The sequence below is a fragment of the Pedobacter sp. 01N310 genome, assembly GCF_056399805.1.
The window spans coordinates 368,341-394,644 of the sequence record NZ_JBFTSB010000002.1; the positions used below are offsets into that span (position 1 = coordinate 368,341).

General features: G+C 37.2%; 25 protein-coding genes and 2 tRNA genes. 19 read left to right on the forward strand and 8 right to left on the reverse strand.

All coding sequences use genetic code 11. The features are described from left to right. Positions 1 to 38: 38 nt before the first annotated feature. The 8 genes from AC1DNH_RS07060 (at position 39) to AC1DNH_RS07095 (ending at position 6,723) form a co-directional block, all read left to right on the forward strand. Complete coding sequence (locus AC1DNH_RS07060; protein WP_131031924.1) at positions 39 to 227, forward strand: hypothetical protein; 189 nt, start codon at positions 39 to 41, stop codon at positions 225 to 227. Beyond that, complete coding sequence (locus tag AC1DNH_RS07065) at positions 224 to 496, forward strand: isoleucyl-tRNA synthetase (protein ID WP_477584801.1); 273 nt, start codon at positions 224 to 226, stop codon at positions 494 to 496. The genes AC1DNH_RS07060 and AC1DNH_RS07065 overlap by 4 nt, the downstream gene beginning before the upstream one ends. Before the next feature lie 114 nt (positions 497 to 610). Continuing rightward, positions 611 to 1,276, forward strand: a complete 666-nt coding sequence (locus tag AC1DNH_RS07070) for a DUF6134 family protein (RefSeq protein WP_477584800.1) — start codon at positions 611 to 613, stop codon at positions 1,274 to 1,276. Between the two features lies 1 nt (position 1,277). Further along, positions 1,278 to 2,312 carry an SDR family NAD(P)-dependent oxidoreductase gene (locus AC1DNH_RS07075; RefSeq protein ID WP_477584799.1) on the forward strand — a complete coding sequence of 345 codons (1,035 nt, stop codon included), beginning with the start codon at positions 1,278 to 1,280 and terminating at the stop codon, positions 2,310 to 2,312. A 185-nt stretch (positions 2,313 to 2,497) separates the two neighbouring features. Beyond that, on the forward strand, positions 2,498 to 3,289 hold the full coding sequence (locus AC1DNH_RS07080) for an SDR family NAD(P)-dependent oxidoreductase (RefSeq protein ID WP_477610357.1): 792 nt from the start codon (positions 2,498 to 2,500) through the stop codon (positions 3,287 to 3,289). Between the two features lie 49 nt (positions 3,290 to 3,338). Then, the gene (locus AC1DNH_RS07085) at positions 3,339 to 3,905 is read left to right on the forward strand and encodes an RNA polymerase sigma-70 factor (RefSeq protein WP_477582431.1); all 567 of its coding nucleotides are present in this window, start codon (positions 3,339 to 3,341) and stop codon (positions 3,903 to 3,905) included. 4 nt (positions 3,906 to 3,909) lie between these two features. Beyond that, a complete protein-coding gene (locus AC1DNH_RS07090; protein WP_477582432.1) occupies positions 3,910 to 4,860 on the forward strand; it encodes a FecR domain-containing protein in 951 nt (316 codons plus the stop codon). 6 nt (positions 4,861 to 4,866) lie between these two features. Beyond that, positions 4,867 to 6,723 (forward strand): STN and carboxypeptidase regulatory-like domain-containing protein, encoded by a 1,857-nt coding sequence (locus AC1DNH_RS07095; RefSeq protein WP_477582434.1) that lies wholly within the window; start codon positions 4,867 to 4,869, stop codon positions 6,721 to 6,723. Positions 6,724 to 6,799: 76 nt separating this feature from the next. Here the strand turns inward: AC1DNH_RS07095 and AC1DNH_RS07100 are convergent, their stop codons facing one another. Further along, positions 6,800 to 9,151 carry an efflux RND transporter permease subunit gene (locus tag AC1DNH_RS07100; RefSeq protein WP_477610710.1) on the reverse strand — a complete coding sequence of 784 codons (2,352 nt, stop codon included), beginning with the start codon at positions 9,149 to 9,151 and terminating at the stop codon, positions 6,800 to 6,802. Positions 9,152 to 9,272: 121 nt separating this feature from the next. Between AC1DNH_RS07100 and recO the strand changes: the two genes are divergently transcribed. From recO to AC1DNH_RS07115, 3 genes are all read left to right on the forward strand, one after another. Next, positions 9,273 to 9,998 (forward strand): DNA repair protein RecO, encoded by a 726-nt coding sequence (recO, locus tag AC1DNH_RS07105; protein ID WP_477610711.1) that lies wholly within the window; start codon positions 9,273 to 9,275, stop codon positions 9,996 to 9,998. A 95-nt stretch (positions 9,999 to 10,093) separates the two neighbouring features. Further along, positions 10,094 to 10,171: transfer RNA gene (locus AC1DNH_RS07110), tRNA-Val, on the forward strand. Between the two features lie 55 nt (positions 10,172 to 10,226). Then, positions 10,227 to 10,301, forward strand: a tRNA-Val gene (locus AC1DNH_RS07115). An 871-nt stretch (positions 10,302 to 11,172) separates the two neighbouring features. On the opposite strand, the gene AC1DNH_RS07120 is transcribed toward AC1DNH_RS07115, so the two are convergent. Next, positions 11,173 to 11,592, reverse strand: coding sequence for a VOC family protein (locus AC1DNH_RS07120; RefSeq protein ID WP_477580751.1), 420 nt, complete (start codon positions 11,590 to 11,592; stop codon positions 11,173 to 11,175). A 210-nt stretch (positions 11,593 to 11,802) separates the two neighbouring features. Here AC1DNH_RS07120 and AC1DNH_RS07125 point away from each other — a divergent pair, with 210 nt between their 5' ends. From AC1DNH_RS07125 to AC1DNH_RS07135, 3 genes are all read left to right on the forward strand, one after another. Beyond that, entirely contained in the window at positions 11,803 to 12,714 is a 912-nt protein-coding gene (locus tag AC1DNH_RS07125; protein WP_477580749.1) for a UbiA prenyltransferase family protein, read from the forward strand. Between the two features lie 69 nt (positions 12,715 to 12,783). Then, positions 12,784 to 13,407, forward strand: a complete 624-nt coding sequence (locus AC1DNH_RS07130; RefSeq protein ID WP_477580747.1) for a class I SAM-dependent methyltransferase — start codon at positions 12,784 to 12,786, stop codon at positions 13,405 to 13,407. 74 nt (positions 13,408 to 13,481) lie between these two features. Then, on the forward strand, positions 13,482 to 14,378 hold the full coding sequence (locus tag AC1DNH_RS07135; protein WP_477580746.1) for an NAD(P)/FAD-dependent oxidoreductase: 897 nt from the start codon (positions 13,482 to 13,484) through the stop codon (positions 14,376 to 14,378). A 15-nt stretch (positions 14,379 to 14,393) separates the two neighbouring features. On the opposite strand, the gene AC1DNH_RS07140 is transcribed toward AC1DNH_RS07135, so the two are convergent. After that, entirely contained in the window at positions 14,394 to 14,558 is a 165-nt protein-coding gene (locus AC1DNH_RS07140) for a hypothetical protein (protein WP_215130492.1), read from the reverse strand. 209 nt (positions 14,559 to 14,767) lie between these two features. Continuing rightward, the gene (locus tag AC1DNH_RS07145) at positions 14,768 to 16,219 is read right to left on the reverse strand and encodes an amino acid permease (RefSeq protein WP_477580744.1); all 1,452 of its coding nucleotides are present in this window, start codon (positions 16,217 to 16,219) and stop codon (positions 14,768 to 14,770) included. A 596-nt stretch (positions 16,220 to 16,815) separates the two neighbouring features. Here AC1DNH_RS07145 and AC1DNH_RS07150 point away from each other — a divergent pair. From AC1DNH_RS07150 to AC1DNH_RS07170, 5 genes are all read left to right on the forward strand, one after another. Continuing rightward, the gene (locus AC1DNH_RS07150) at positions 16,816 to 17,151 is read left to right on the forward strand and encodes a PadR family transcriptional regulator (RefSeq protein ID WP_029275299.1); all 336 of its coding nucleotides are present in this window, start codon (positions 16,816 to 16,818) and stop codon (positions 17,149 to 17,151) included. A gap of 14 nt (positions 17,152 to 17,165) precedes the next feature. Continuing rightward, positions 17,166 to 18,905 (forward strand): PspC domain-containing protein, encoded by a 1,740-nt coding sequence (locus AC1DNH_RS07155; protein WP_477580741.1) that lies wholly within the window; start codon positions 17,166 to 17,168, stop codon positions 18,903 to 18,905. Positions 18,906 to 18,948: 43 nt separating this feature from the next. After that, positions 18,949 to 21,402 carry a TonB-dependent receptor domain-containing protein gene (locus AC1DNH_RS07160; RefSeq protein ID WP_477609352.1) on the forward strand — a complete coding sequence of 818 codons (2,454 nt, stop codon included), beginning with the start codon at positions 18,949 to 18,951 and terminating at the stop codon, positions 21,400 to 21,402. A 136-nt stretch (positions 21,403 to 21,538) separates the two neighbouring features. Further along, a complete protein-coding gene (locus tag AC1DNH_RS07165; protein WP_477625282.1) occupies positions 21,539 to 23,986 on the forward strand; it encodes a TonB-dependent receptor domain-containing protein in 2,448 nt (815 codons plus the stop codon). Positions 23,987 to 24,076: 90 nt separating this feature from the next. After that, positions 24,077 to 24,439, forward strand: coding sequence for a hypothetical protein (locus AC1DNH_RS07170; protein ID WP_477584629.1), 363 nt, complete (start codon positions 24,077 to 24,079; stop codon positions 24,437 to 24,439). A gap of 179 nt (positions 24,440 to 24,618) precedes the next feature. On the opposite strand, the gene AC1DNH_RS07175 is transcribed toward AC1DNH_RS07170, so the two are convergent. The 4 genes from AC1DNH_RS07175 to AC1DNH_RS07190 form a co-directional block, all read right to left on the reverse strand. Then, positions 24,619 to 24,969 carry a VOC family protein gene (locus AC1DNH_RS07175; RefSeq protein ID WP_477609348.1) on the reverse strand — a complete coding sequence of 117 codons (351 nt, stop codon included), beginning with the start codon at positions 24,967 to 24,969 and terminating at the stop codon, positions 24,619 to 24,621. A gap of 51 nt (positions 24,970 to 25,020) precedes the next feature. Further along, positions 25,021 to 25,467 (reverse strand): hypothetical protein, encoded by a 447-nt coding sequence (locus AC1DNH_RS07180; protein WP_477609346.1) that lies wholly within the window; start codon positions 25,465 to 25,467, stop codon positions 25,021 to 25,023. Between the two features lie 64 nt (positions 25,468 to 25,531). Further along, complete coding sequence (locus tag AC1DNH_RS07185) at positions 25,532 to 25,813, reverse strand: hypothetical protein (RefSeq protein WP_477584627.1); 282 nt, start codon at positions 25,811 to 25,813, stop codon at positions 25,532 to 25,534. A gap of 66 nt (positions 25,814 to 25,879) precedes the next feature. Next, positions 25,880 to 26,281, reverse strand: coding sequence for a hypothetical protein (locus tag AC1DNH_RS07190; protein WP_477584626.1), 402 nt, complete (start codon positions 26,279 to 26,281; stop codon positions 25,880 to 25,882). Positions 26,282 to 26,304 lie beyond the last annotated feature (23 nt).

Consider the following 26,304-nt stretch of genomic DNA (forward strand, 5'->3'; position numbering starts at 1 on the left):
GACTGAATTTTGGTAGTTTTGATGTAAATACTTTTAATGTGAAATTATTTAATATCGGGCTTACATTGATGATTGTTGCCGTAATTGCCTTGCCAATTGTTGCGGTAATAAACCCTTCAGACCGGGATTTTGTACTTTATGCTTTTTATTTCTGTGGCTTGCTCGAACTAATCGGGCTTATTTTTGTTTTAATCCATATTGTAACACTAAAAAGAAAGAACCCATGATTAAGCTCTTAAAATTGCAAAAAGCCGTTTTCATCCTCATAGCTGGCGTACTTTCTTTTATCGCCTATAAAATTTTAGATGCAAATGAGGTAAAAGGAAGTATCTATTTACAAATGCTGGCTGGCGTACTCATCATCATTGGTGCATTATGGTTGTTATATCCAATTTTATTCGCCAAAAAAGATAATGATGGCAATGCCGAAATCATTACCGATCCAACGGTCGAAGTTTCGGTAGATGAAGAGGATAAAAAGCCTGCAGCTGAATAAACCTTACCCTCATAGCCTTTGGGTTTAAACCCAAGGCTATGAAAAAAATAAAATCCACGTAGGGGTAAATTTCTTGTGAGTTGTATTAGCTCTAAATAACAAATAGAGATAACTATGATTCCTGCATTAATTATTTGGCTCTGCAAGAAATATTTTGCTCCAAAAACCTATAAAACATTTTCTTCCAAAAAACCAATCAATCCAAAAAGCGCTGCTTCGCTGGTCTTTCTTATCTGTTCACTTTCATCGGTTTTTGCTCAGCAAAGTAAATTTAACATCAAGCGTAATGGCGAAGTAATCGGCCAGATGTATTTCCAACAGAAAGACGATGGTGATAATGTTTATCTCAAAATAACTTCGAAGGTACAAACCCGTTTCGTTTTTAAAATTGATGTGGAAACAGAGGATGTAGCACATTTTAAAAATGGCAAACTCCTTAGCTCAAATGTAAATCGGGTAGTAAATGGCAATGCAAAAGAGGCTAAGAAAACAAGTTGGATAAATAATGTTTATCAGCTTAAAACAGGCGACAAAACCAGTACAATAAATCAGCCCATCAGTTATAATATGATGCTACTCTATACCAAAGAGCCTGTTAATATCCCCGAAATTTATTCTGACAACTTTCAGTGTTTTATTCCCATTCAGAAAAACGGGGCACATCAGTACCGGATCAATCTTCCCGATGGGAATTATAACGATTACCATTTCGAAAACGGAATATGTAAACTGGTTGTTGTAAATCACTCCCTGTACACCATTAGAATGGAAAGGGTTTAGTATGGAAACAGTTGCAAATAAGTACCTGAGGGTTTTGGTTACGGGTGCATCAGGCTTTATCGGCCGGAAGTTAAGCTTTACCCTTGCAGAGATGGGCTACGATGTAGTGGCACTTTGCAGAAATGTTAAGCATCCCTTTCTTATTCAGCACCGAAATATCCAGTTTGTAAAAGGAGATGTTTTGGATCCTGAAAGTTTAGAAAATGCCATGAAAGATTGTTATCAGGTTTACCATACTGCAGCCATGGCCAAAATGTGGTGCCGGAATGAGCAGGATTTTTACGATGTGAATGTAATTGGAACAAGAAATGTGCTCAGCTGTGCATTAAAATTGGGTGTAGAAAAAGTTGTGCATACCTCAACTTGCGGGGTATGGGGACCAACACTAAATCTGCCGGTTTCAGAAAACGACCCAAGGGCAGTTGGCTTCCCGATCAGCTATGAACGCACAAAATACCTCGCTGAATTAGAGGTGAAAGAATTTGTAAAAAAGGGATTGGAAGTGGTAATTGTAAACCCATCAAGAGTATATGGCGATGGACCAATAACAGATAGTAATACAGTGACTAAAATGGTTACAGGTTATATAAATGGTACATGGCATTTTATTCCGGGCGATGGAAAAGCAATTGCCAACTATGCTTTTGTAGACGATGTGGTAGATGGGCATATTGCCGCCATGCAGAATGGCAGGAATGGCGAGCGCTATATTTTGGGTGGAGTTGATATTTCTTTTAATAGTTTTTTCGGCACACTAAGGCAGATCACTGGTAAAAAAAGAAGTTTGTATAAAATCCCGGTAGGCATTATTAAAGCTTACAGTTTGCTGGAGTCTTTAAAATCAAAACTTTTTAACCTTACCCCATTTTTTCTGCCAGCGTTTGCCGATAGGTTAAAATGTAATCAACAATATTCGAGCAATAAAGCCATTGCCGAACTAAATTATCGGATAACACCTTTTGCAATAGGTTTAGGAAAAACCATTAATCACTTTCAGTTACAAATGACGAAGACTAAAGCTGGGCTAAAAATATAAAATTGTCATCCTGAGCCTGTCGAAGGACTAGCTTAAATGTTTTGCTAAGCATTTCGACAAGCTCAATGTGACAAAATCGGATGGAATTTAGTGTTATACAGCTTTTATGTGATTCAAAAGTCGATAAAATCGACATTCTCCTGCATCCCCGTTACAAACGGGGACGATATATAAAAAGTATAAAAATGAAACAATTAACAGTATTGATTACAGGCGCAAGTGAGGGTTTGGGGAAATCTTTCGCTATCGAATCGGCCAAACGTGGTTTAGGTTTGGTATTGGTTTCGCTACCCAATAGTGGACTGGAATATTTAGCAAATTACCTGCGTGTAAACTTTAACAGTAGGGTGTTCTGTATCGAAATAGATTTGACCAAAAATACCTCCGCAAGCGAAATTTTTGAAAAATTAAGGGCGAATAAGATCGAGGTAAATGTTTTGATCAATAATGCTGGTTTAGGGAATTGGAGTTGGTTTGAAGATAAAAATGTCGATTTTTATAGAACACAGATCGATCTCAACATTACTAATACGGTGTTGCTTACGCGGTTATTTTTAAACCATATCGATAAAAGTACAGCAAGCTATATTTTAAATGTTGGCAGTTTAGGCGGACATTTTATCGTTCCAAAAAAACAGGTTTATGGGGCAACCAAATCTTTTATCGGTTATTTTACCCGTTGTTTGCAACTCGAATTGAGCGGTACAAATGTGCATATTAGTTTGCTTAGTCCTGGCGGCATTAATACGAAACCCGAGCTGTTGGTAATGAACAATGAATTAAAGGGGTTTGCAAAAGCGACGATTTTAGAGGCCGATTACGTTGCCAAAACAGCAATGGATGGTATGCTGAAAGGCAAGAAAGAAATTATACCAGGTTTTGCAAACCGTTTTTTGGTGGTGCTGGATAAAATTATACCGGGCTTTTTAAAAGAAATTATAATTAGGCGTAAATTGAAATCGATTTTAACAACATAGATTTGACCTGAAATCTGTAAGGTTTTAAAAACCTTGCAGGTTTAGCTTTATGAAAAGTAACGACACCAATCTTATCCGATTAATTAAAAGAGGTAATAAACAGGCTTTCGACGAAGTGTTTTTAAAGCATTTCAAAAGCCTGCATGCCTATGCTTTTACCATAATTAAAGAAAAAGATGATGCAGAAGAAATTGTTCAGAATGTATTTGTACGCATCTGGACGAAAAGAGAACAACTTAAAACAGATGGATTTTTGAAATCATTCCTTTATCGTTCGGTGCACAACGAAAGTTTAAATTATTTGAAACATCAGAAAGTGAGATCGAATTTTAAGGTTAATTATGCCGATGCTGTGAAAAACGATACAGGAAACTTAAATACAGAAATCATGGCAACAGAACTGGAAAAGAATATCCATTCGGCAATAAACGAGCTGCCTGAAAAATGCAGAAATGTATTTCAGTTGAGCAGGTTCGATCAGATGAAATATCAGGAAATTGCCGATGCATTAAATATTTCTATCAAAACGGTAGAAAACCAGATGGGGAAGGCCTTAAAGATTTTGCGCCTTAGGGTAGTAGATTTTTTGATCCTCATTTTTATTTTATTGAAATAAGTTTATGGATAAAAACTATACACCTATTAACGATGATTTGCTTGCAAAATACTTGCTTGGAGAGGCTACTGTGTCCGAAAGCGAGCGGGTTGAAGCGTGGGCAGCATCAAATCCTGACCACTTGAAACAGCTAGAAGATTTCAGGATGATACTAGAGAAAAGCAAACTGCAGATTGATCCCGAAATTGATGAGCATCAGGCTTTAGATCGGTTAAATGCTCGTTTAGAAACTGAAAAAAAAACAATCAGCTATACATTTATTTTACGTTGGGTGGCTGTGGTATTTATATTTTTTAGTGCTGGCTTATTTTTCTACAACAATTTAATCGGCAATAAAATAAACGTAAATAGTGGCGGAAATACTTTAACGCAAATGTTGCCTGATGGTTCTACTGCAATTTTGAATAAACAATCTGAACTTTCTTTCGTGGGAGGTTTTTTTAATAAAACCCGCGATGTTAAACTAAAGGGCGAAGCTTTTTTTAAAGTAAGCGCCGATAAGTCGAAACCATTTATCATTAGTGTTAATGATGTTCAGGTAACTGTTGTGGGCACCGCGTTTAATGTGAAAAGCGATGGGGCAGCTGTTGTTGTAATTGTAGAAAGCGGGATCGTTAAGGTGAACAACCGTAATGATAGTGTGCGTTTAACTGCTGGAGAGAAAGTAGAGCTAAGTCAAAATCAGCGGCATTTATCTAAAGGAGAAAATCAGGGTAAGTTGTATAATTACTATTATTCGAATGAATTGGTTTGTGATGGCACAGCACTTATCGACCTCGTTGCCGTGCTTAATGAAAAATTTAAAGCCAACATTGTTATTGAAAATCCTGAATTAAAAGTGCTTTCAATTAGCACAACTTTTAAAAACGAATCGCTTAAGGAAATCCTGACTGTAATTGCTGAAACTTTTAAAATCAAAGTTGAGTATAGGCAGGATATGATCAAACTTAAATAATAATCAATGCGTACGCTCAAAATTACTGTTCTTTTTCTCTTTATTTTCTGTTCCTTGGCGCGGGCTCAATCGAATTTGTCAAGGAATATTTCACTCAATATCGAGCGACAAAAATTAAGTGTTGTATTGGCGATGATAGAAGAGAAAGGTGGCTTCAGGTTTTCTTATAACAGCAATATATTGCCGGTTGATAGTTTGATCAGTATCCACGAAAATAACCTCAATATTGCGGAAACGCTTGATAAAATATTAAATCATAGGTTCGAATACCGCCAATCGGGGAATTTTGTGATTATCAGGTATGCACCGCTCGAACTGGTTTTATTGGTTAATGAATCGGTTGGTAACCCCGAACTTTATACCATTACGGGCCAGGTGGTAGATAAACAGACCAATAAACCAATCCAGGATGCCAGTATTTACGAACGAAACCTGTTGGTTTCAGAAATATCGGATGGGAACGGTTATTTTTCGATGCGGTTAAAAAACATTACACAGCCTATATCGCTAACGGTAAGTAAAGAAAATTATAAGTCTACCGTTACCCATTTTTTGGCAGAGGTGAACATTACCAATAGAAAAGAAAATCCAAGCGAAAGGTTTATCAGCGGAAATTTGGGCGATGTAGAAAATACCTGGCTGGGCAATACTTTGGTTACCGCACAACAAAAAATCCAGTCGATCAATATCGGTGGTTTTATCTCAAAAGCCCCGTTTCAGTTTTCGCTTATTCCTAGTTTAAATTCCCATGGCTCATTGAGCGGTCAGGTGGTTAACAAATTTTCGCTTAATGTTATTGGTGCTTATAGCGCAGGAGTAGATGGAGGAGAAATTGGTTTTATTTTTAATATTAACAAGAGTAATGTGCAGTATTTTCAATTTGCTGGGGCCTTTAATCTGGTTGGGGGGGATGTTCGTGGAGTGCAGATTGCCGGCCTGTTTAATTATGTGATAGGCGATGTTCGGGCGGCTCAGATTGCCTTGGCTTATAACCGCGTAGGCAAGAGTTTCGAGGGTTTCCAAGTAGGTGGAATTTATAATCATGTTAATCAAGATGTGAAAGGTATTCAACTTTCATTAGGACTTAATACAATAGGCGGAACCTTAAAGGGCTTTCAAACTGGGGCTTTAAACTTGGTCAGCAAAGATACCAAGGGTTTTCAGATTGGAGTCGGAGGTAATGTTGTAAGCGGTAGAACAAGTGGAATACAGATTGGTGGCATTGCCAATATCAACAAAGAAAGCAGTGGCGTAAATCTTGCGGTGCTCACCAATTTTACCGGACAAACTGCTAGTGGATTGCAAATTGGCGCAATTAATTATGCCAAAAACCTAAAAGGCGCCCAAGTTGGGATATTAAATGTTTCAAACGAAAATGATGGCTATTCAATCGGGCTGATCAATATTGCATTAAAAGGTTATCATAAATTTAGTTTCAGCACCAATGAAAGCACTAATTTTAATGTAGCTTATAAAGGTGGCAGCAAACGTTTATACAATATGTTAATGTTTGGCACGAACAAAAAATCAGCTGAAAAAATATATACCGGAGGCTTAGGTTTTGGCAAGGAAATGAAATTGTTTAAAAGCGTTTCAGTAAACCCCGAAATAAGTAGCCAATATGTTTACCAAGGGAGCTGGGATTACCTCAATCTACTGAATAAATTTGAGCTGCCAATAAATATCAGGATAAATAAATGGCTGGCCATACAGGGCGGTCCATCGGTTAATGTGTATTATACCAGGCAAAACACCAAAATTGGTGAGTTTGGATTGTTGCAGGAAAAACATAAAGATTTCTCTTTTAATAATTCGAGATATACAGGTTGGTTAGGTTGGAATGTGGGCTTGGTGATTTTATAAAAATAGCCTTGGGTTTAAACCCAAGGCTATGAATGATATCTATTCTGTAACCGCTAACTGAAAACTCCAAACTCAATTAATGGTCAAACTCACCGGCATTTTTAGCCGATTCTTCATCAGATACCAGCTTTCTTACTTTCTTTTTATCTAGCCATAATACCAGCGCGGGTAATAAAGTTAAATTGAAAATTAAAGCCACCAATAAGGTTATGGATAGGAGCAAGCCAAGTACTACCGTTCCTCCGAAAGTAGATGCCGTAAAAATTCCGAAGCCAAAGAATAAAATTAAAGCGATGTGCGTCATGCTCACGCCTGTTTCGGTAATGGTATCAGTAATTACTTTTGGTACGCTGAAATTGGTCAGATTTAATTCCTGTTGGTAACGGGTTAAGAAATAAATGGTCTGATCGGATGCTAAACCAAAGGCGATGGTAAAAATTAATATGGTAGAAGGTTTTAAGGAAATTCCAAAATAACCCATAATCCCTGCGGTAATAATTAGTGGAACAATGTTGGGCAACAGCGAAATAAACATGATGCCTAAACTCTTAAACTGCATCAGCCTTAAAAGAGAGATCAATACGATGGCGAGAGCTATACTTTCAACCAAATGTTTTAACATATAATCCGTCCCTTTAGAAAAGATAATGCTCGATCCCGTAAGTTCTACATCAAATTTAGATGGAGGCAAAATACTGTCGATCCGCGGTTTTAATTTGGCCATAATGGCGTCTAAACGTTTTGAGCCAACATCAGCCATTTGAAAACTGATCCTTGTACTTTGATTACCCTTGCTGATAAAGTTGGTTAACAAACTTGCATTTCCTTTGCCACCATTGGCGATGTAGGCCAGGATAAAGTTCTTTTCTAAATTATCTGGCAAGCGGAAAAAGGTAGAATCGTTATTGTAAAATGCTTGGGTGGCATACTTTAAACCCATATTTACTGAAATGGAACGCGAAAACTCCGGATAGGAAGAAATCATTTTTTCCAGTTTTTCCATTCTTTTCAGATTGGTTAAATTGAAAACGCCGTTCTTTTTCTTCGTATCTACGCTTACTTCTAAGGGTAAAATACCTTCAAAATTTTTCTCAAAGAACTTTAAATCCGTTAAAATCTCCGAGTTTTTAGGCAGGTCATCAACTACATAACCATTAACATTGATTTTCATCACACCGATAAAGGCAATGATGGATATGATAATCGTTCCGATATAGATCAATCCACTTTTGTGCTGCACCAGTGTATCGGTTTTGACTAATAATTTATGCAAAAAACCTTCTTCAACATGGTTTTGTGCCTTAAGTTTAGGCGCTGGCAAATAACTGAAGATAATTGGGATTAGACATAAACACATTAACCAGGTAATCATTACGTTTATAGAGGCTACACTGCCAAATTGCATCAATAGCTCACTTCCTGTAAAATACAATACGCCAAATCCAATGGCTGCGGTAATGTTCGCAATTAGGGTGGTAATGGCAATTCTTTCTATGGTTACGCTTAAGGCACGCTGTTTATCGCCGTCTTTTCTAAGTTCATTCTGGTATTTGTTTAACAATAAAATACTGTTTGGAATACCAATAATTACAATAAGCGGCGGAATCAGCCCTGTTAAAATAGTAAGTTCGAAACCAAATAGTACCAATGTGCCTATACTCCAGATAACACCCATCACAACCACTAAAATAGGGAAGAATACGGCATAAAATTTCTTGAAGAAAAACAATAAGATTAGCGCAGAAACCAAGATAGATAAGCCCAAAAACAATACGAATTCGTTACTTACCAATTTACTTACCGCGGTACGGATATAAGGCAAGCCAGAAATATGCACCTGTATCTTTGTTGTGGCCTGGAAAGCTTTGGCTTTTGCTTCAATTTCTTTTAAAATAGGGTTACGCTCAGCAGTATTTAAGATTTTGGTATCAAAAGTAATGGCCATTAAGGTAGCATTCTGACGGTTGTAAACCAGTCCTTCGAAAAAAGGATTGCTATAAATGGTATTCTTGATCGAATCCATCTCAGCATCAGTTTTAACCAAACCGCCAGGAAGCGGCTTTAAAACAAATTTTTGGTTTACAGTATCTTTTTCCAGTTGAAAAATCCTTCCTGATGATAAAACCTGCTTAATGCCTTTTAATTTCTGAATATCGTTAGAAAGCTGGACCCATTGGTTGTAAACTTCTTTTTTAAAAATATCAGGCGATTGTATTCCCACCACCATTACACTTCCATCTTCGCCAAAGGTCTTTTTAAAGGCATTATATTTTACAAAAGCACTATCGGTAACGGGCAGGATTTTGCTCCCTGTATAAGAGAGTTTTACATTTTTGGCCTGATAAGCCATGAAAATTGTGCCTAATAAAAAAAATACGATGATTGCGATACGGTTCTGAAGAATAAATCTCGATAGCTTAACCCACATGTGCAGCTTAGTTTAATAATAATATTAACGGCAAAACTAATCTTATTTGTAAAACGTGATTACTTTTTGCACAATTAAATTTGCACAAATAACATACTTTTGAAAAAATTGTTTTAATCGGATGTTGCACAAAGTTAGGGGCATTGTTTTAAAGACCACCAATTACAGTGAAAGCAGTGTAGTAGTGCAGGTGCTTACTGATAAATTCGGCATGCAGTCTTATCTAATTAATGGTGTTAAAAAGCCAAAAGCGAAGATTAAGATGAACATGCTGCAATCGCTCCATTTGTTGGATATGGTGGTTTATCATAAATCAAATACCAATATTCAAAGGGTATCTGAAGTTCGGCAAACACCTGTTTTTAAAAGCATTCCTTACGATATGATTAAAACCAGTATCGTTATTTTTTTAAATGAGGTGCTATATAAAAGCATCAGGCAACAATCAGCTGATGAGAGTTTATTCGATTATATTTTTAATTCGATTGCCTGGTTTGATGAAATTGAAGAGATCAATCCCAATTTTCATTTGTCATTTTTATTAAAACTTACCCGTTTTCTGGGTTTCTCGCCTAATGAGAAAAGGCGAAACGACCAGGTTTATTTCGATCTGCAAGAGGGCGAGTTTACTTCCAGACTGCCAATCCATTCTAATTACCTGCAATTGGAAGATGCCATCGGGTTTATTTCGCTTTTTCATACGCCACTTGAAAAAATTTCTGAAATAAAAATGAGCAATACACAGCGACGATTTCTGTTAGATAAGATATTGGTTTTCTATACCTTACATACGGCGTCGTTCGGAGTGGTACAATCGCATAAAATCCTGGAAACTTTGTTAAGTTGAAAAAAAAGAAAAAAAGATTTGCAGAACAGTTTTATAGCACTATATTTGCATTCCCAAACGGAGGATGGGACATTAAGTTTGACAAAATTATAAAAGGGAAATTAGCTCAGCTGGTTCAGAGCACCTCGTTTACACCGAGGGGGTCGGGGGTTCGAACCCCTCATTTCCCACCAAGCCTTTCAGTACAACTGGAAGGCTTTTTTATAAAACTTTGAGTACACCCAAAAAGGGAAATTAGCTCAGCTGGTTCAGAGCACCTCGTTTACACCGAGGGGGTCGGGGGTTCGAACCCCTCATTTCCCACTCAAGTCCTTCAGTTTTACTGAAGGACTTTTTTGTTTGATATTTATTGAAGCTGGCTCAGAGCACCTCGTTTACACCGAAGGGGCGTCCCGATTGGGATCGGGATCATTTCCCGCTAAGCCTTTAGTAAAATTAGACGGCTTTTAATTCATATAGAAATCACTTTCCTATTAAGATTTCTAAAAGCAATAGACATCCCAAAATAATTAAACAGTTGTTAAAGATGTTTTACACCTATATTCTATATTCCAAAACGCGCGATAAACATTATATCGGTTCTACTGTTAACCTAACAGTTAAAGAAGCACAATACAAATCATTCAGGTTTTACCGGGCATACTGGTGATTGGTTTATTGTCTGGTTCGGGATTTTTGATAATTTAAGAGATGCAAGAATTAAGGAAAACCAGATTAAAAAATGGAAAAGCAGGGTTATGATAGAAAAATTGATTGCATCAACTGGTTTATGTCACCTCCTTTATACCGTGAGGATCGTCCCAATTTCAATCGGGATCATTTCCCACTTAATTCCTAAGAGGCTGTATCATAAGTGTAACATTGTCATCCTGAGCTTGTCGAAGGACCTCTTTTAAATATCTTAAAGGCGTTTCGACAAAGCTCAACATGACAAATCTATCGGAAATACAACTTATAATACAACCTTTTTTGTTTGCGAAAATTATATTCGTCATTTCGAGCGGAGTGCAACGCAGTCGAGAACCCGAAGGCTCGGCGAAGCTAAATCTTTCTAGATAGATCTCTCTCCCGAAAGTTCGGGACTGCGCTTCAGTCGAGATGACGATTTTTCTATTAAATCCTGTCATTCTGATCAGATAGCTATCCAATCAGAAGACAAAATGGATTAAATACATTATTTAGGCTCCCACAACTCAATCTTATTGCCCTCTCCATCCATAATATGGATAAATTTACCATAATCGTAAGTTGCAATCTCATCGAGTATGGTTACACCGTTTTCTTTGAGTTTGTTTACGAGCCCTTCAATATTCTGTACACGGTAGTTAATCATGAAATCTTTTTTGGACGGCGAAAAATATTCATCCCCTTTTTTGAACGGACTCCATTGAAGTGATTCGACCTCATCAGGATTATTGAGGTTTCTGGATTCAAAACTCGAGGTGCCCCAGGCACTCATTTCAAATCCTAAATTTTTAGCATACCAATCTTTCGTTTCCTGCGGATTATCTGAAAAAAAGAAAATGCCACCAATTCCTGTCACTTTTGGAGTGGTATCTGCAGTCGAATTTAAGTCGTCTTTTTGTTCTTCCATGTTATTTTTCTATTTGGCTGAGTGTAAGTGTTGTTACAATCAATGTCGTTTTTGTTAATTTTTCTCAATGGCCCAATATAGCAGAAAATCACTTCTTCTAAAATATGTTTTTTCTTCACAGAAATGAGTTTAGATAGATTGTAATTTATGTTTTATTTATTTACCTTATTCAATTATATATCCGAAATTGCCAGCTGAAAATTGCGGCAAATGTTCGGTAAAATTATCAGGTTCATTTTCTTTGGAAACTACTTCGTGGGTATTTTAGCTGTTGCCCTAACGCTCGAAGCAACCTTCCAATTAAGGTTGCCACTTAATTCATTAAATTACTACCTGTTGTTGTTTCTGGCGCCAACCATCTATTATACCTACGCTTACAATAAGGTTTCTACCAAACCATCAACAACTAATCCACGCAATCAGTGGTATTTCAAACATAAAATGTTTATCAACTGGAGCCAGGCTGTGCTTTTTATTATTTGTATGCTGTTGGCCGTAAATCTGCTCTATCAAAACTTTCAGCATATTACGGGCCTGCCCATCAGTTATTGGATAGCTATATTGATCATCATCATTGCAGGCGGCTTATATTATGGTTTACTGCCCAGATCTTTCCTCAAATTTAATCTGCGCAATACAGGCTGGTTAAAAGCTTTTGTAATTGGTTTTGTATGGGCCTGCTGTGCCAATGTGCTGCCGCTGATTATGCTTAAAATTGAAACTGGGGTTGGCTACCACGATTCTGTATTGTGGACCTGGCTATTTATTAAAAACTGGATGTTCTGCACGGTAAATGCAATCATTTTTGATATTAAAGATTATCCAACCGATGCTAATAGACATTTAAGGACATTCGTAGTACGTTATGGCCTGCGCAGAACAATTTTCAGTATCCTGATCCCATTGCTGATTATAGGTTTAGTTTCTTTAGGCATATTTGCCAGTTACAAAGGTTTTGGATTGCCACAGGTTTTATTTAATGTGTTGCCTTTTATCCTGACCATTTATGTGGCCTATTCTATGCACCGCAGAAAAAATATCCTTTATTATCTGATGGTAATTGATGGACTTATTTTGTTTAAGGCGATATGTGGAATGATTGGGATGCAGTTTGTTCATTAAGTATAAAGACTAAAGCCGATATTATTTGAAAAGTTCAATCTTGATACCTAATTCTCATTACCTGATACTATGCTTAACAACTATGATAAAATAGCAGGTCATTACGATGCTTTAAGCCGTTTGGTGTTTTTTAAATCGCAGGTTAATGCGCAGGTCAATCAACTTCCATATATTCAGGAGAATAGCCATATATTAATTGTTGGCGGAGGAACCGGGTGGATCCTGGAAGAACTCTCGAAGACTTATACCGGATTAAAGATCGTTTATGTTGAAATATCCGCTAAAATGATTGCGCTTTCTCAAAAACGAAGCTATGAAAATAATCACGTTGAATTTGTAAACATCGGTATCGAGGATTTTAAAACTGATGTATTATTTGATGTAATTTTAACACCTTTTCTGTTTGATAACTTTGCCGAACAACGCGCTGCAAAGGTGTTTGTACAGTTAAATGGGTATTTAAAGAAAGATGGATTGTGGTTTCTGGTTGACTTTTCGTTAAATAAAACCAACGGAAACTGGTGGAAATGGTTGTTAATCAGATCGATGTATGGCTTTTTTAAATTGTTGGGCATAGTAGAAGCGTATCAGCTTATTGATATGAATTCTTACTTTTTCAAAGCCGATTATCTGATTGTTGAGGAACGGCTATATTATGGAAGCTTTATTAAGGCAACAATCTTCAGAAAATAAAAATGACATTCATTTAATGCAATTATGTTGCGTTTGATAATTCGTTTTGGATCTTTGTATTAAAAGATATAGATATGGATTTTGATGTAATCATAATTGGTGGAAGCTACGCTGGTTTATCTGCCGCATTAACTTTGGGTAGGGCGACCAGAAATGTTTTGGTAATTGATGCCGGTAAACCGTGCAACAGGCAAACGCCACACTCGCATAATTTTTTAACGCATGATGGTCATGAGCCTGCAGCTATTTCTAAAGCTGCTAAAGCAGAAGTACTGGAATATCCAACAGTTAGATTTTTAGAAGGGAAAGCCATTTCGGCCATACAAATAGATGGAGGTTTTAATGTTGGCATAGAAAACGGCGAAAATTTTACTGCACGAAAAATATTGTTGGCCACAGGTTTAAAAGATGTGCTGCCTGATATTAAAGGTTTGGCTGAATGCTGGGCAATTTCTGCTATACATTGCCCTTATTGCCATGGTTACGAGGTGAAGAATGAAAAAATAGGCCTGTTAATGAATGGCGAGCATGCATTTGAGATGGCCAAAACCCTGAACCATTGGAATAAAGATTTAACGGTTTTAACCAATGGTAAATCGCAGCTAAGCGCCGAGCAGACTGAAAAACTGAAATCCAAATCAATTAGTATTATAGAAGATGAAGTTGTTGAACTACTGCACAATAATGGTTATCTCGAAGATGTTGTTTTTAAGAATGGTGAAAAAATAGCCTTAAAGGCGATTTACCTCAAATCGGATGTTGAACAACATTGTAATTTCAACGAACAGCTCGGTTTTGAATTAACAGATTTAAAAATGATAAAAGTAGATGAGCAGCAGCAAAGCACTGCCAAAGGCGTTTATGCCGCAGGAGATTGTGCAACCTTGTTCAGGTCGCTATCTATTATTACAGCTGCAGGAACAATGGCCGCAGTGGTAATGAATAAGGAAATGATTTCTGAAGATTTTTGATCAACCATCGGAAATTTAAAATAAGATTGCGCCAACAATTGTTGCAATAAACATCGCTGCTATTACGATTCTATCAGCAGTAATCCATTGCGCTCTTGTAAGTGGTGTAATACTTTTTTTTTCGCTTTCTGCTTTGTGCCTGGAAAGCCTGAAAACTGATGTGTCTAATTTAATAAGCATAGGAATGAGTTTAATAGGGTTAATTTTCTTAAGACAAATCCCAAGCCAAAAACTAAGAAAAATGTTGAATTGTTAATAACTTATACTTTTTTGTTATTCCGCTGATATTTATACGTTTATCAGTGCAATTAGTTGGGTAACCGCTGATTAAGCTGTCTAGAAAATGAAACAGCTTAATCATGCTATCTGTATAGTAATGAGTTTATTACCTATCGTTCTGTTTTATCTTTCTGTGCTTTTAATTTGCTATTCTTTTTACCGTACCAGAAGTAAATGGCTAAACCAATAATTAACCAGACCGCTAACCTAACCCAGGTTTCCCAAGGTAAAAATACCATCATGGCAATACAGGTTAAAATGCCCAAAATAGGGATTAAGGGCACAAAAGGAACTTTAAATGGACGTTTAGCTTCAGGATTTGTTTTTCTTAAGATCAAGATGCCAACGCAAACCATTAAAAAGGCCAACAAGGTACCAATGCTTGTCATTTCGCCTACCACATTCATGGGGACAAATGCAGCAAAAAGTCCAATAAATACACAAAGTATAACGTTCGATTTATATGGTGTTTTAAATTTAGTATGTACGTCAGAAAACATCTTTGGCAATAAGCCATCCTTACTAATGGAGTAGAACATTCGCGACTGTGCCATTAAATCGATTAAAATTACAGAAGTATAACCGATCAAAATCGCCAAAATAATAGCCTGACTTAACCAGGCGTAAGGTGTTTTTTCGATGGCAATGGCTACTGGAGCACCACTGTTGGCAAATTCTTTATAATTGGCCAGACCAGTCATCACATGCCCGAACAAACCAAATAAAACCGTACAAACCACTAATGATCCAATGATGCCGATTGGTAAATCTCTCGCTGGATTCTTTGTTTCCTGTGCCGAAGCTGCCACGGCATCGAAGCCGATAAATACAAAAAACACTAAACCAGCACCACGTAAAACGCCACTCCAGCCAAACTGACCAAAAGTTCCGGTATTTTCGGGGATGTATGGATGGTAGTTTGCAGGATCGATATATTGCCAGCCCAGCGCAATAAAAACCAATACCACACCAACTTTAAGAAACACAATAATTCCATTTACAATGGCAGAGCCTTTGGTGCCACGGATTAATATGGCTGTCATTAATACCACCACCAATGCTGCAGGGATGTTTACAATGCCATTAACGGTAGAGCCATCGGCAAGTTTAGCGGTTTCGAAAGGGGATAAGGTTAATTGCGGAGGAAGATAAATATGCAAGCTGGCTAAAAGCCTGGTTAAATACTGCGACCAGCTGATGGCTACTGTAGCACAGCCCACAGAATATTCCAATACCAGATCCCAGCCTATAATCCAGGCGAAAAGTTCGCCCATGGTAGCGTAAGAATAAGTATAGGCACTGCCTGCAACTGGAATCATGGATGCAAACTCAGCATAACACAAAGCTGCAAAACCACAGCCCAATGCCGCGATAATGAAAGATAGGGTAACTGCCGGACCAGCGTGATTGGCTGCGGCCAAACCTGTAATGGAGAATAAACCTGCACCAAGCGTTAAGCCTACGCCAATTAAAATAAGGTTTATCGGCCCTAAGGTTCTTTTGAGCGTTCCTTCGCCGCTTTCGTTTGCCTCAGCAACAATGCTGGCAATAGATTTTTTCATGAAAATAAGTTAAGACGCTGCAAAATTATTAAAATATATTAAATCTATAGTATTTATATATTTAATTCCTCGAAGCCTGGACGGGCGTGTGCGCAAGCGGATCTTGGAAATCTAAAACGGTCGCTACAAATTTCTTCTTTTAGAAAATCTGCGTCCTGTTTTTCATGGGAGCTGCAGTCCCGCCATCGCTTGTAGTCCTCTCCCGATGAAAAATCGGGATGCGGGCTACCTACTCTGTCGGGTTTATTTACAAGGGGCTGTTCTGGCATTATCCCAAGATCATTACTAGTAATACCAGCCCTCTCCACCTTAAACCTGATAGAACCGAATAGCTCCCGATTTTATCGAATATTTTATATTTAAAGGGTATCTAAATCGGGACTATAGGTGATAGCAGGACTGTCGAAACCTAAGGAATACAGGCCCCTGCTTTACTAAAAAAAGCTATAAATACTTAGTTTTTATCTACCTAAACCTTAAACATGAAATTTTTATTAAAAATTAATTAATTAATAATCAGGTATTTATGAAATTACTTTAATTTATTTTAGTACTATGTATTGCATGGTAGTATATAAAACATATATCTTTGTATTATGATAGCAGAAAATACGCAAACACAAATGCGGAAGGGAATTCTGGAGTACTGTGTTTTATCAATCATCTCCCGGGGCGAAATATATGCTTCGGATATTATTGCCGAATTAAGGACGGCAAAGCTATTGGTGGTTGAGGGTACATTATATCCATTATTAACAAGGCTTAAAAACAATGGTTTATTAAGCTACAACTGGGTAGAGTCTACCTCAGGTCCACCGCGTAAATATTATACCTTAACCGAAGACGGTCGGGGTATTTTATCACAACTAGATCAAACCTGGCAGGAGCTGGCTTATGCTGTAGGTATTTCACAAAAAGGAGCCAATTCATAAATATTAAAAAGGAAATGGAAAAGACCATCATCATAAACATAGGGAACACGATTATTCATATTGAAGAAAGTGCTTACGAACTCTTAAAGGCCTACCTGAACGAAGTAAAACAATATTTTGCCAACCATGCAGATGACCTTGAAATTGTAACGGATATCGAAAACCGGATTGCCGAACTGTTAACCGAGCAATTGGAAGAGCAGAAAAAACAAGTGGTAGATTCGGCCAACGTAAATTCGGTGATTGCGCAAATGGGCAAGGTGCAGGATTTTGACACGGTAGAGGAAGGTGAAGAAGAGCCAGTGATCAATAACAGCTATCAATACCAATACACGGAGAAAAAACTGTACCGCGATATGGACGACCGCGTGGTAGCGGGTGTTTGTGCGGGTATTGCACATTATGTAAACGCAGATCCTAAATGGATTAGGTTGGCTACATTACTGATCAGCTTTGCTGGTGGATTTGGATTGCTGGTGTATGCCATACTCTGGATCATCATGCCAAAAGCCAAATCGCGTATCGAAAGAATGGAAATGAAAGGCGAACCTGCAAATCTTCAGGGTTTCCAAAAGAACTTAGATGAAGAGCTACAGGCCGTTAAGGAACGTTTGAGCGAAGTAAATAAACATGCTCAGCCGATATTTGCCCGTTTAGGGAATTTTATAGGAGAATTTTTCGAATGGCTTGGCCGCTTTATTTCGGGCACCGGAAAGGTTATTTTTAAAGTAATTGCGGGTTTTATCGTTGTATTTGGCGTACTCTTTTTAATTGCTTTAATTATTGGTACGGCCGCTTTTCAGGGGTTTTGGGATGCGAGTATTTACGAATATTTTCCCTTCTCTATTATTAATGAAGGAAATAGGGGGGCAATTTTATTTGGTGCATTTATTGTTTGCTTTGTACCGATTTTAGCCCTGGTATTATTCTCGATCAGGGTAGCTTTTAACAAACAGGCCATTAACAAAACACTTTCTTTTGCCCTGTTAATTATCTGGTTGGCCGGTGTAGCTATAACAGGTTATCAAGCAGCTAAAATATCATCAGAATTTAAGCAACATGCGGAGTTAACACAAACAACCGACCTGAAAGCTTATCCGGTGTATACCATCAATATTGATAAAAGTAAATATTTCAGTAAAGAAGATAGCGCGGCTTACCACATTGATGCGAACAATCGCCACCAGATTGTAGTTGACGATTTTGAAGACGGACCTTTTGTTTCGCCGAACCGTATCCGCATTGATATTAACAAAAGTGAAACCGGTGTTACCCGTTTAACACAGAAATACGAATCGCAGGGTAAAACTTTTCAAAGTGCCTTACAAAATGCACAGAACATTAGCTACAATTATGTAGTGAAAGATGCTGAACTGATTTTTAGTCCGCGGTTTCAATTGAGAAAAGGAACCATTTGGAGAAACCAGGAAGTAAGGTTAAATCTTGAAATTCCAGTGGGTACAAAATTAATTTTAAAGCAGGATGCTTACCGCTATGTTAATAATTACTGGACCTGGGAATGTAACGACAGCGAAAACGACCACAACGATTCTAGTGTATGGATTATGACGGATGATGGTTTGAAATGCGTTGCAAAATTAAAAGAAGAGGCGTTAAAAAAGGAAAAGTTAGAGCAAGAGCTACGTGATTTAGACCATTTGCACCAAGATAGGCCTAATGATACCCTTTATCAGGACTCTGTATCAAACCGGATTAAGGAAGTTAAGGAAGAATTGGGTATAGCGCCTGAATAATACGATCCGATAAACATCATAAAAGTACCTATAAGAAAAAACCATGAAAACATTATTTACGCTAGTTGCATGCTTTATGGCATATGGGGCTTCTTTTGCCCAAAAATTAAATAAACTTACAGGGAAAATTGTTGATGAAAAGACTGTTCCGGTATCGTTTGCGATTGTTAGGGTGCTGAATTATCCTGATACCACTGTGGTTAAAAGCGTATCGACCAATATCGAAGGAGCGTTTGCAATTGATCAGTTGAAAAGCGGCGAGTATGTATTGTCGATTTCTATAGTGGGTTTTAAAAGTAAAAAAACTAACCGTTTTTCGCTTAACGAAGACATGAAATTACCTGCTATCACGATCGAAAGTTTAAGCAAACAATTAAAAGACGTGAGCGTTCAGGGCAAAAAACCTTTTATTGAACATCAGATCGATAAAATGGTGCTGAATGTAGAGAACAGCATTATTGCAACAGGTGGTACGGCGCTCGAAATTTTAGAGAAAGCGCCGGGCGTACAGTTAGACAGGCAAAATGACCAAATTTTATTAAACAATAAATCAGGTGTAATGGTGATGATTGATGGGAAGAACAACTTTTTATCGAGTGCCGATTTAACGGTTTATCTAAATGGCTTAAGCAGCAGCCAGATTGCTACCATCGAAATTATTACTAACCCATCGGCTAAATATGATGCTGCCGGCAACGCGGGTATCATCAACATTAAACTTAAAAAGAACAAAGCATTTGGCACCAACGGAAGTGTCTCTTCAACCTATCGCAATGCAATAAGGGCTAACTTACCCACCAACATTTACGGATCGGAGCTTAACTTCAATTTAAATCACCGTGTAGAAAAGTGGAATTTTTTCACCAATGCAAATGCTTCAAAAAATAATAATTTTTCGAATTTATTTTTAGAGCGGAGCACCAATGCCAATGGTTTACAGAGTATGTTTAACCAGAATTTTCAAAAAATATATACAGGATCGCGGTTGGCCGCAAAACTAGGTGCAGATTATTACGCAGGTGAAAAAACAACCATTGGTATTATGCTTGATGGCAGTACGAATACACGTAAATTGGATAATTTCTCTCAAACCTTTATAAACGAGATTAAGGATGGAGTTGCCAGCAATAATTCGTTAATCCAATATTCTGATGCGAATACCCCAAACAAAAATTATAGCGCAAATTTTAATATCAGGCATGATTTTAAAAAAGAGGGCGCAAGTTTAAACTTTGATGCCGATTACTCAGGCTTTGATTACTCGGGTCTGGAAAATTTTAACACTAACTTTTACGATGAAAAAGGGACTGTTTACAACAATACGATCATTAAAAACGATAGTAAAACAGCCATTGATATTTATGCTGCAAAAACAGATTTTACCTGGCCGCTATCAAAAACTACAAAATTGGAAACCGGTTTAAAAAGCGCTTATGTAAAAACCAATAATGATTTTTTATCGTTGGCATTGGTAAATAATGAATGGCAAAATGTTGTAGGGCAAAGCAATAATTTTATTTACAAAGAAAACGTAAATGCAGCTTATGCAAACTTATCAAAAGATCTGGGTAAGTGGCAATTTCAGGCTGGTTTACGGGCAGAGTTTACCCAATCTACCGGAACATCTGTAACCAATAATACATCGGTAAAACAACATTATTTATCATTATTTCCAACGGTTTTTGTTAATCAGAAAATTTCTGAAAGTAGTAATCTACGTTACACCTATGGCCGACGGATAGATCGACCAAATTACCAGCAGTTAAATCCATTTAATTTTTACATGGATCCTTATACCATAGCACAGGGAAACCCATACTTAAAACCCCAGTTTACCAATAATTTTGAGGTGAGTTACAATTATAAAAGCGGATTATTTTTTTCATTGAGTTATGCTAAAACAAAAGATTTAATTTTAGATAGTAAAACCGCACAAAACGATAGCACCAGAATAGTTACTGTAGGCCAAGGGAATATTGGCAGCGGGGAATACTACTCGGCCGGGTTATCTGTTCCGGTAACCATTGCCAAATGGTGGAATTTGCAAAACAATTTTAGGGTTTCTTATAATAAATTTAATGACGATAATTTAGAGGGCGCCCCCTTTGTTTTAAGTAAAGTCTTCTACAATTTTAATACTGTAAATTCAATTATTTTGGGCGATAACTGGGCATTTGAAACCAATTTCTGGTTAAACTCACCAAAAGTTAGGGGTTTAGAACGGACCACTATTTATCAGTATGCTTTAAATATAGGTGTGCAGAAAAGTTTCCTGAACAAAGCTTTAAAACTTAAGTTAAATGTTGATGATATTTTTCAAACCAACTACTGGAAAGGAACGCTTGATTATCAAAATGTAAATTTAAGGGTGCAGAATAATTACATCAGTAGAAGAGTATCTTTCAATATCAGTTATAGTTTTGGCAACCAAAACCTAAAATCAAACCAGGACCGGAAAACGGCGGCAGATGATATTAAGGGAAGAGCTGGGGGTTAGTCTGGACTCTAAGTTTGGAGTTTGGAGTTGAGAGTCTGGGGGCGAAAGCTTGGAGGCAGAAGTTCCAGACCGACTGTGTTTCGCAATAACAGATTTGTCTCGGCATAAAAATAGAACGCCTAAAAAAGAAGAAATCATGAAAATATTACTTACGCTAGTTGCATGCTTAATAGCGTGTAGGGCTTCTTTTGCCCAGAAATTAAATACTTTGACGGGAAAAATCGTCGATGAAAAGACTGTTCCGGTGTCGTTTGCCATTGTTCGGATTTTAAATTATCCTGATACCACGGTGGTTAAAAGTGTATCGACCAATATAGAGGGCGCTTTTACAATCGACCAGTTAAAAAACGGTGAGTATCTGCTGTCGATCTCGATCGTTGGTTTTAAGCGTAAAAATACGGATCACTTTTCAGTCAATGGTGATTTAAAGTTGCCAGCCATCGGTATCGAAAGTTTAAGCAAACAATTAAAAGAAGTAAGCGTTCAGGGCAAAAAACCTTTTATTGAACATCAGATCGATAAAACGGTGCTGAATGTAGAAAATAGCATTATTGCAACTGGAGGCACGGCTTTAGAAGTGTTAGAGAAAGCCCCAGGCGTGCAGATCGACCGCCAAAACGACCAGATTAAACTGAATAATAAAAGTGGTGTGATGGTGATGATCGATGGGAAATCGAATTTCCTATCTGGTGCTGATGTTACCACATTGTTGAGCAATATGAGCAGCGATCAGATTTCTACCATCGAACTCATTACCAATCCATCTGCCAGGTACGACGCTGCCGGAAATGCAGGGATCATCAACATCAGACTAAAACGCAACAAAGCTTATGGTACCAATGGTACGGTTTCTGTTAATACTGGGCAGGGCATTATGCCCGATTCGCCCAGCGATTTGTTCCGTGCCGGGGTAAACCTGAACTTAAATCACAGGCAGGGGAAATGGAACATTTTTGGAAATGGTGCCGTGGCACGCAAAGCCCAATTTAACAATACGTTTTTAACCCGTACCACTTTATCTGAAGGTTTGGCCAGTTCACTTACGCAAAATTTCGACCGTAAAAATAAAGGTGTTGGTTTTCAGGGGAAACTAGGCGCAGATTATTATGCTTCTGAGAAAACCATTTTTGGGGTAATGTTGGATGCCAATACGGTAAACACCAAACTGACCAATTTTAGCAATACCAATATTAATGCAGTGCAGAATGGAACTTCGAACCTCAGCTATATTTTGCAGGATGCCAATTCGAGCTCTCCGGCGGCTAATTTAACGGCCAACTTTAACATTAAACACGATTTCGATAAAAAAGGCAAGAGCCTTACTTTCGATGTAGATTATTCGGGTTTCAGCAATAAAAAAGATGAAAATTTTTTGGCCAATTATTTAAATGCAAACGGCAACCCAACCAACCAAACCAGTTTAAGAAATAATACGGATGCCGAGATCAATGTGTATGCCGCCAGAACGGATTTCACTTTGCCGCTTTCTAAAACAATGAAAATTGAAACGGGCTTAAAAAGCAGCTATGTAGTTACGAATAACGATTTTATTTCTGAGCAGTTGGTATCTGGTGTATGGCAAAATGATCTGGGTAAATCGAACAACTTTGTATATAAAGAAAATATTAATGCCATTTATGGGAGTTTATCTAAAGAATGGAAGGTGTGGCAGATTCAGCTGGGTTTAAGGGCGGAGCACACACATTCTAATGGCACTTCTGTAACCGACCAGAAAGAAGTAGACCGGAACTATCTATCTGTTTTTCCAACGGTTTTTGTTAATCAGAAGATCAGTGAAAACCATAACATCCGTTACGCTTATGGCAGAAGGGTAGACCGTCCGAATTACCAACAGCTTAATCCATTTGTGTTTTACATGGACCCTTTGGCGGTTGATCAGGGAAATCCTTATCTGAAACCTCAGTTTACTGATAATTACCAGATCAGTTACAGTTATAAACAAGCTTCTTTTTCGCTGAGCTATTCGAATACCCGTGATATGATTACACAAATTAGTAAACAGGATGATGCCACCCGGGTGATCAGTGTAATCCGCCAGAATTTAGGCCGCTTCCAGAATTATTCTGCAGATTTATATGTTCCCATCAAGGTTACGAAATGGTGGAATATTCAAAATAATGTAAGTGTTTATTACAGCAAATTTAATGACGGAAATATTGAAGGTGCTGCATACAGTGCGGGTAAGGCTGCGGTAAATGTTTTTACCTCCAATTCCTTTACCTTACCTCAAAATTTTAGTATCGAAATTAGTGCATGGCTAAACTCCCCACGGGTTTCGGGTGTAGAGCAAACCACCATTTACCAGGGAGCTTTAAATGCCGGAATCCAGAAAACTTTAATGAATAAAAAGCTTAAACTCCGTTTAAATATGGATGATATTTTACTTACCAACCATTGGGAAGGGAAACTGGTTTATCAGAACATCAATATGAACGTAGTGAACCGTTACACCAGCCGAAGGGCAAATTTCAGCATCAGCTATAATTTCGGGAACCAGAATGTAAAATCAGCCCGGTCCAGGAATACGGCTACCGATGATATTAAGGGAAGAGCAGGCGGTTAGTTTTTTAGTCCTTAGTCTAAAGTCTGGGTAGTAAATCTCCCATTAACCAATTTATACAGTTAATCAGTTTAAACAATTAACCAAAAAACAATGAAAAATATAATATACAGTATCGCAATTTTATTTACCGCTTTAGGTTACGGATGCCATAATAGTGGCGGTTATTTATCTATAAATGCTACCGATAATGATACTAGTTTCAAATTTGAAGCAAAGTATGCCGAAGATAAAACGGATAAACTGGAAAAATTCCTGGATAGTGCCTTGAATAATGAACTTCCGTTAGATCAGAATATCGATCTGTTCGTAAACTTAAACGGCAGTGATAAGTTTAACCTTAAAGCCAAAAAAGGCTGGTTAGTGATCGACTTCGATAAGCGGAACAGCACTTTGGCAGGCTATATGAAAGTGAAAAAACTTACTGAAGGGATTAGACAGAAATTAACGGAATAATCGTGTTTTAACCGAAGATTGCAGAGAGAAAGCGCAGAGGACACTAAGTTGGGTGGTCTTCGACTATGTTTAAACTAACAATTTAATGCGATCGTCATTCCCGCGCAGGCGGGAATCTTAATTGTTTCAATGTATTTCCGCAGCTTTTTTAACCGCAAAGTACACGAAGAAAGGATCACTTAACTGTTTTTATACAATTCAATTTTCCGTCCATCGGGATCAATAATTATTGACATAAAACCAAATTCTGTTTGGGTTGGCTCTTGAACAAAATCAGCTTGTAATATATTTAATTCATACATCACTAGATCAAAATTTTCTATACCAAAACCTAACCTTAAGTTCCTGTCTGCTTCAGTTTGGTTTTTCGCCAAGGGATAAATTTCAAGAATAGTTCCCTTAATTGTAGCTGAATAATGATAAGGTGAACTATCGTGTTTATGATATTCAAATTTAAGCCCAAGTAAACTGTAAAAATCAGCTAGAAGTTTTGTATCTCTAGTTCGTAGTACCAGTAATCGAATGTCCATATTTACTTTTTTTTGAAACTATAAACTAAAAATGCTTTATACATAATCTATTCAAAGTGTTGTGTTTTCCTTAATGAATTTAATATCTGGACTTTCTGAAATTATCCAAATTTCAAATTCATAAGGTTTATGGTCTATCTCAAGGATTAATTTTCTTTGATTGGAGTTTAATTTTACGTTGTTCCCAATTTCTTTAATTGTTCCTTCACATAGTGAAGTATAAATTTCTGCCTGGGCATTCTTTATCGAATAGGGGAAGTATCGATCTTTCAAATCAGGATTAAAAGATGCAGCATTACTTTTTACATTGTCAATTGAGATTATTGCAAAACAATGATTTCGGGAGACCTTTACAGATTTTAGAGTGCCTGTAAATTCAATGTTGTTCTTTAGTAGCTTATCATTTTCAGTTTTTCGGCTTCTGCCCGTTTTATACCAGATAAAAACAAGTAATAACCAAAGGATAAAAAAGGCAAAAACAATTTTTGGGTGTTTCATCGTGTGAGAAGCTTGTATATTAATTTAATCCGCATAAATCCGTACAATCTGCATGTTTAATACATCAGTAAATCACAAAAAATTCATCTATTAATGCCCCATTCAAGGCGAAAACCAATCTATAATAACCTATTTTATTTCCATCTTGATCAATTTGGCTTTTGAAAGCAATCGCATCTCCATCAAGCAGTTCAAAATCAAGGTTTTCGGTTTCTATTGAAATATTCTTGTTGCTAATGTCTAAATCTGCACAGGTATTTTGATCCAATAATGAGTTGAAAGATTTGATATAGGTCTCAGATACATTGTAGTTTTCTATGAAATTTTTTATTTGCGGGTCGTTCATGATATTATTTCTATTCGTTATAAGTCAAAAGTTTTATTGCTAACCCACTAAATTTTATGTGTATATCTACTGATGCATTAATTGCCTATCTGTATTTTTTAAAACGTGCTGCAAATAACTTTGGAAATTGCTGTACCCATTTTTTTCAGGATGTTCAAGGTCTAGCATCTCTCCATTTCCCATATTGAATATTTGCCAGTCGTAAATTTTAGCAACTCTTACTAACTCAAAAAGTGCGGCCCCTCCATAAAGATTAAATACTTTATTGCTTACAGGCTCGGTATCAACAATATAATCTACAACGTATCCTTCGCCTTTTATTTCTCTCCAATTTTCGCTAGTAGTAATGTTGGTAAAGTGCTTTTCTAAAATAATGTTGAAATCTATTGCTACAAGTAATTCTTCGTCTACTTCTTCAATAGCACTTATTTTTTGCCTGGAGCTAAATATTACAATGTCCCAACTCATAGTGTTAGTTTAGGTTTGGTTTC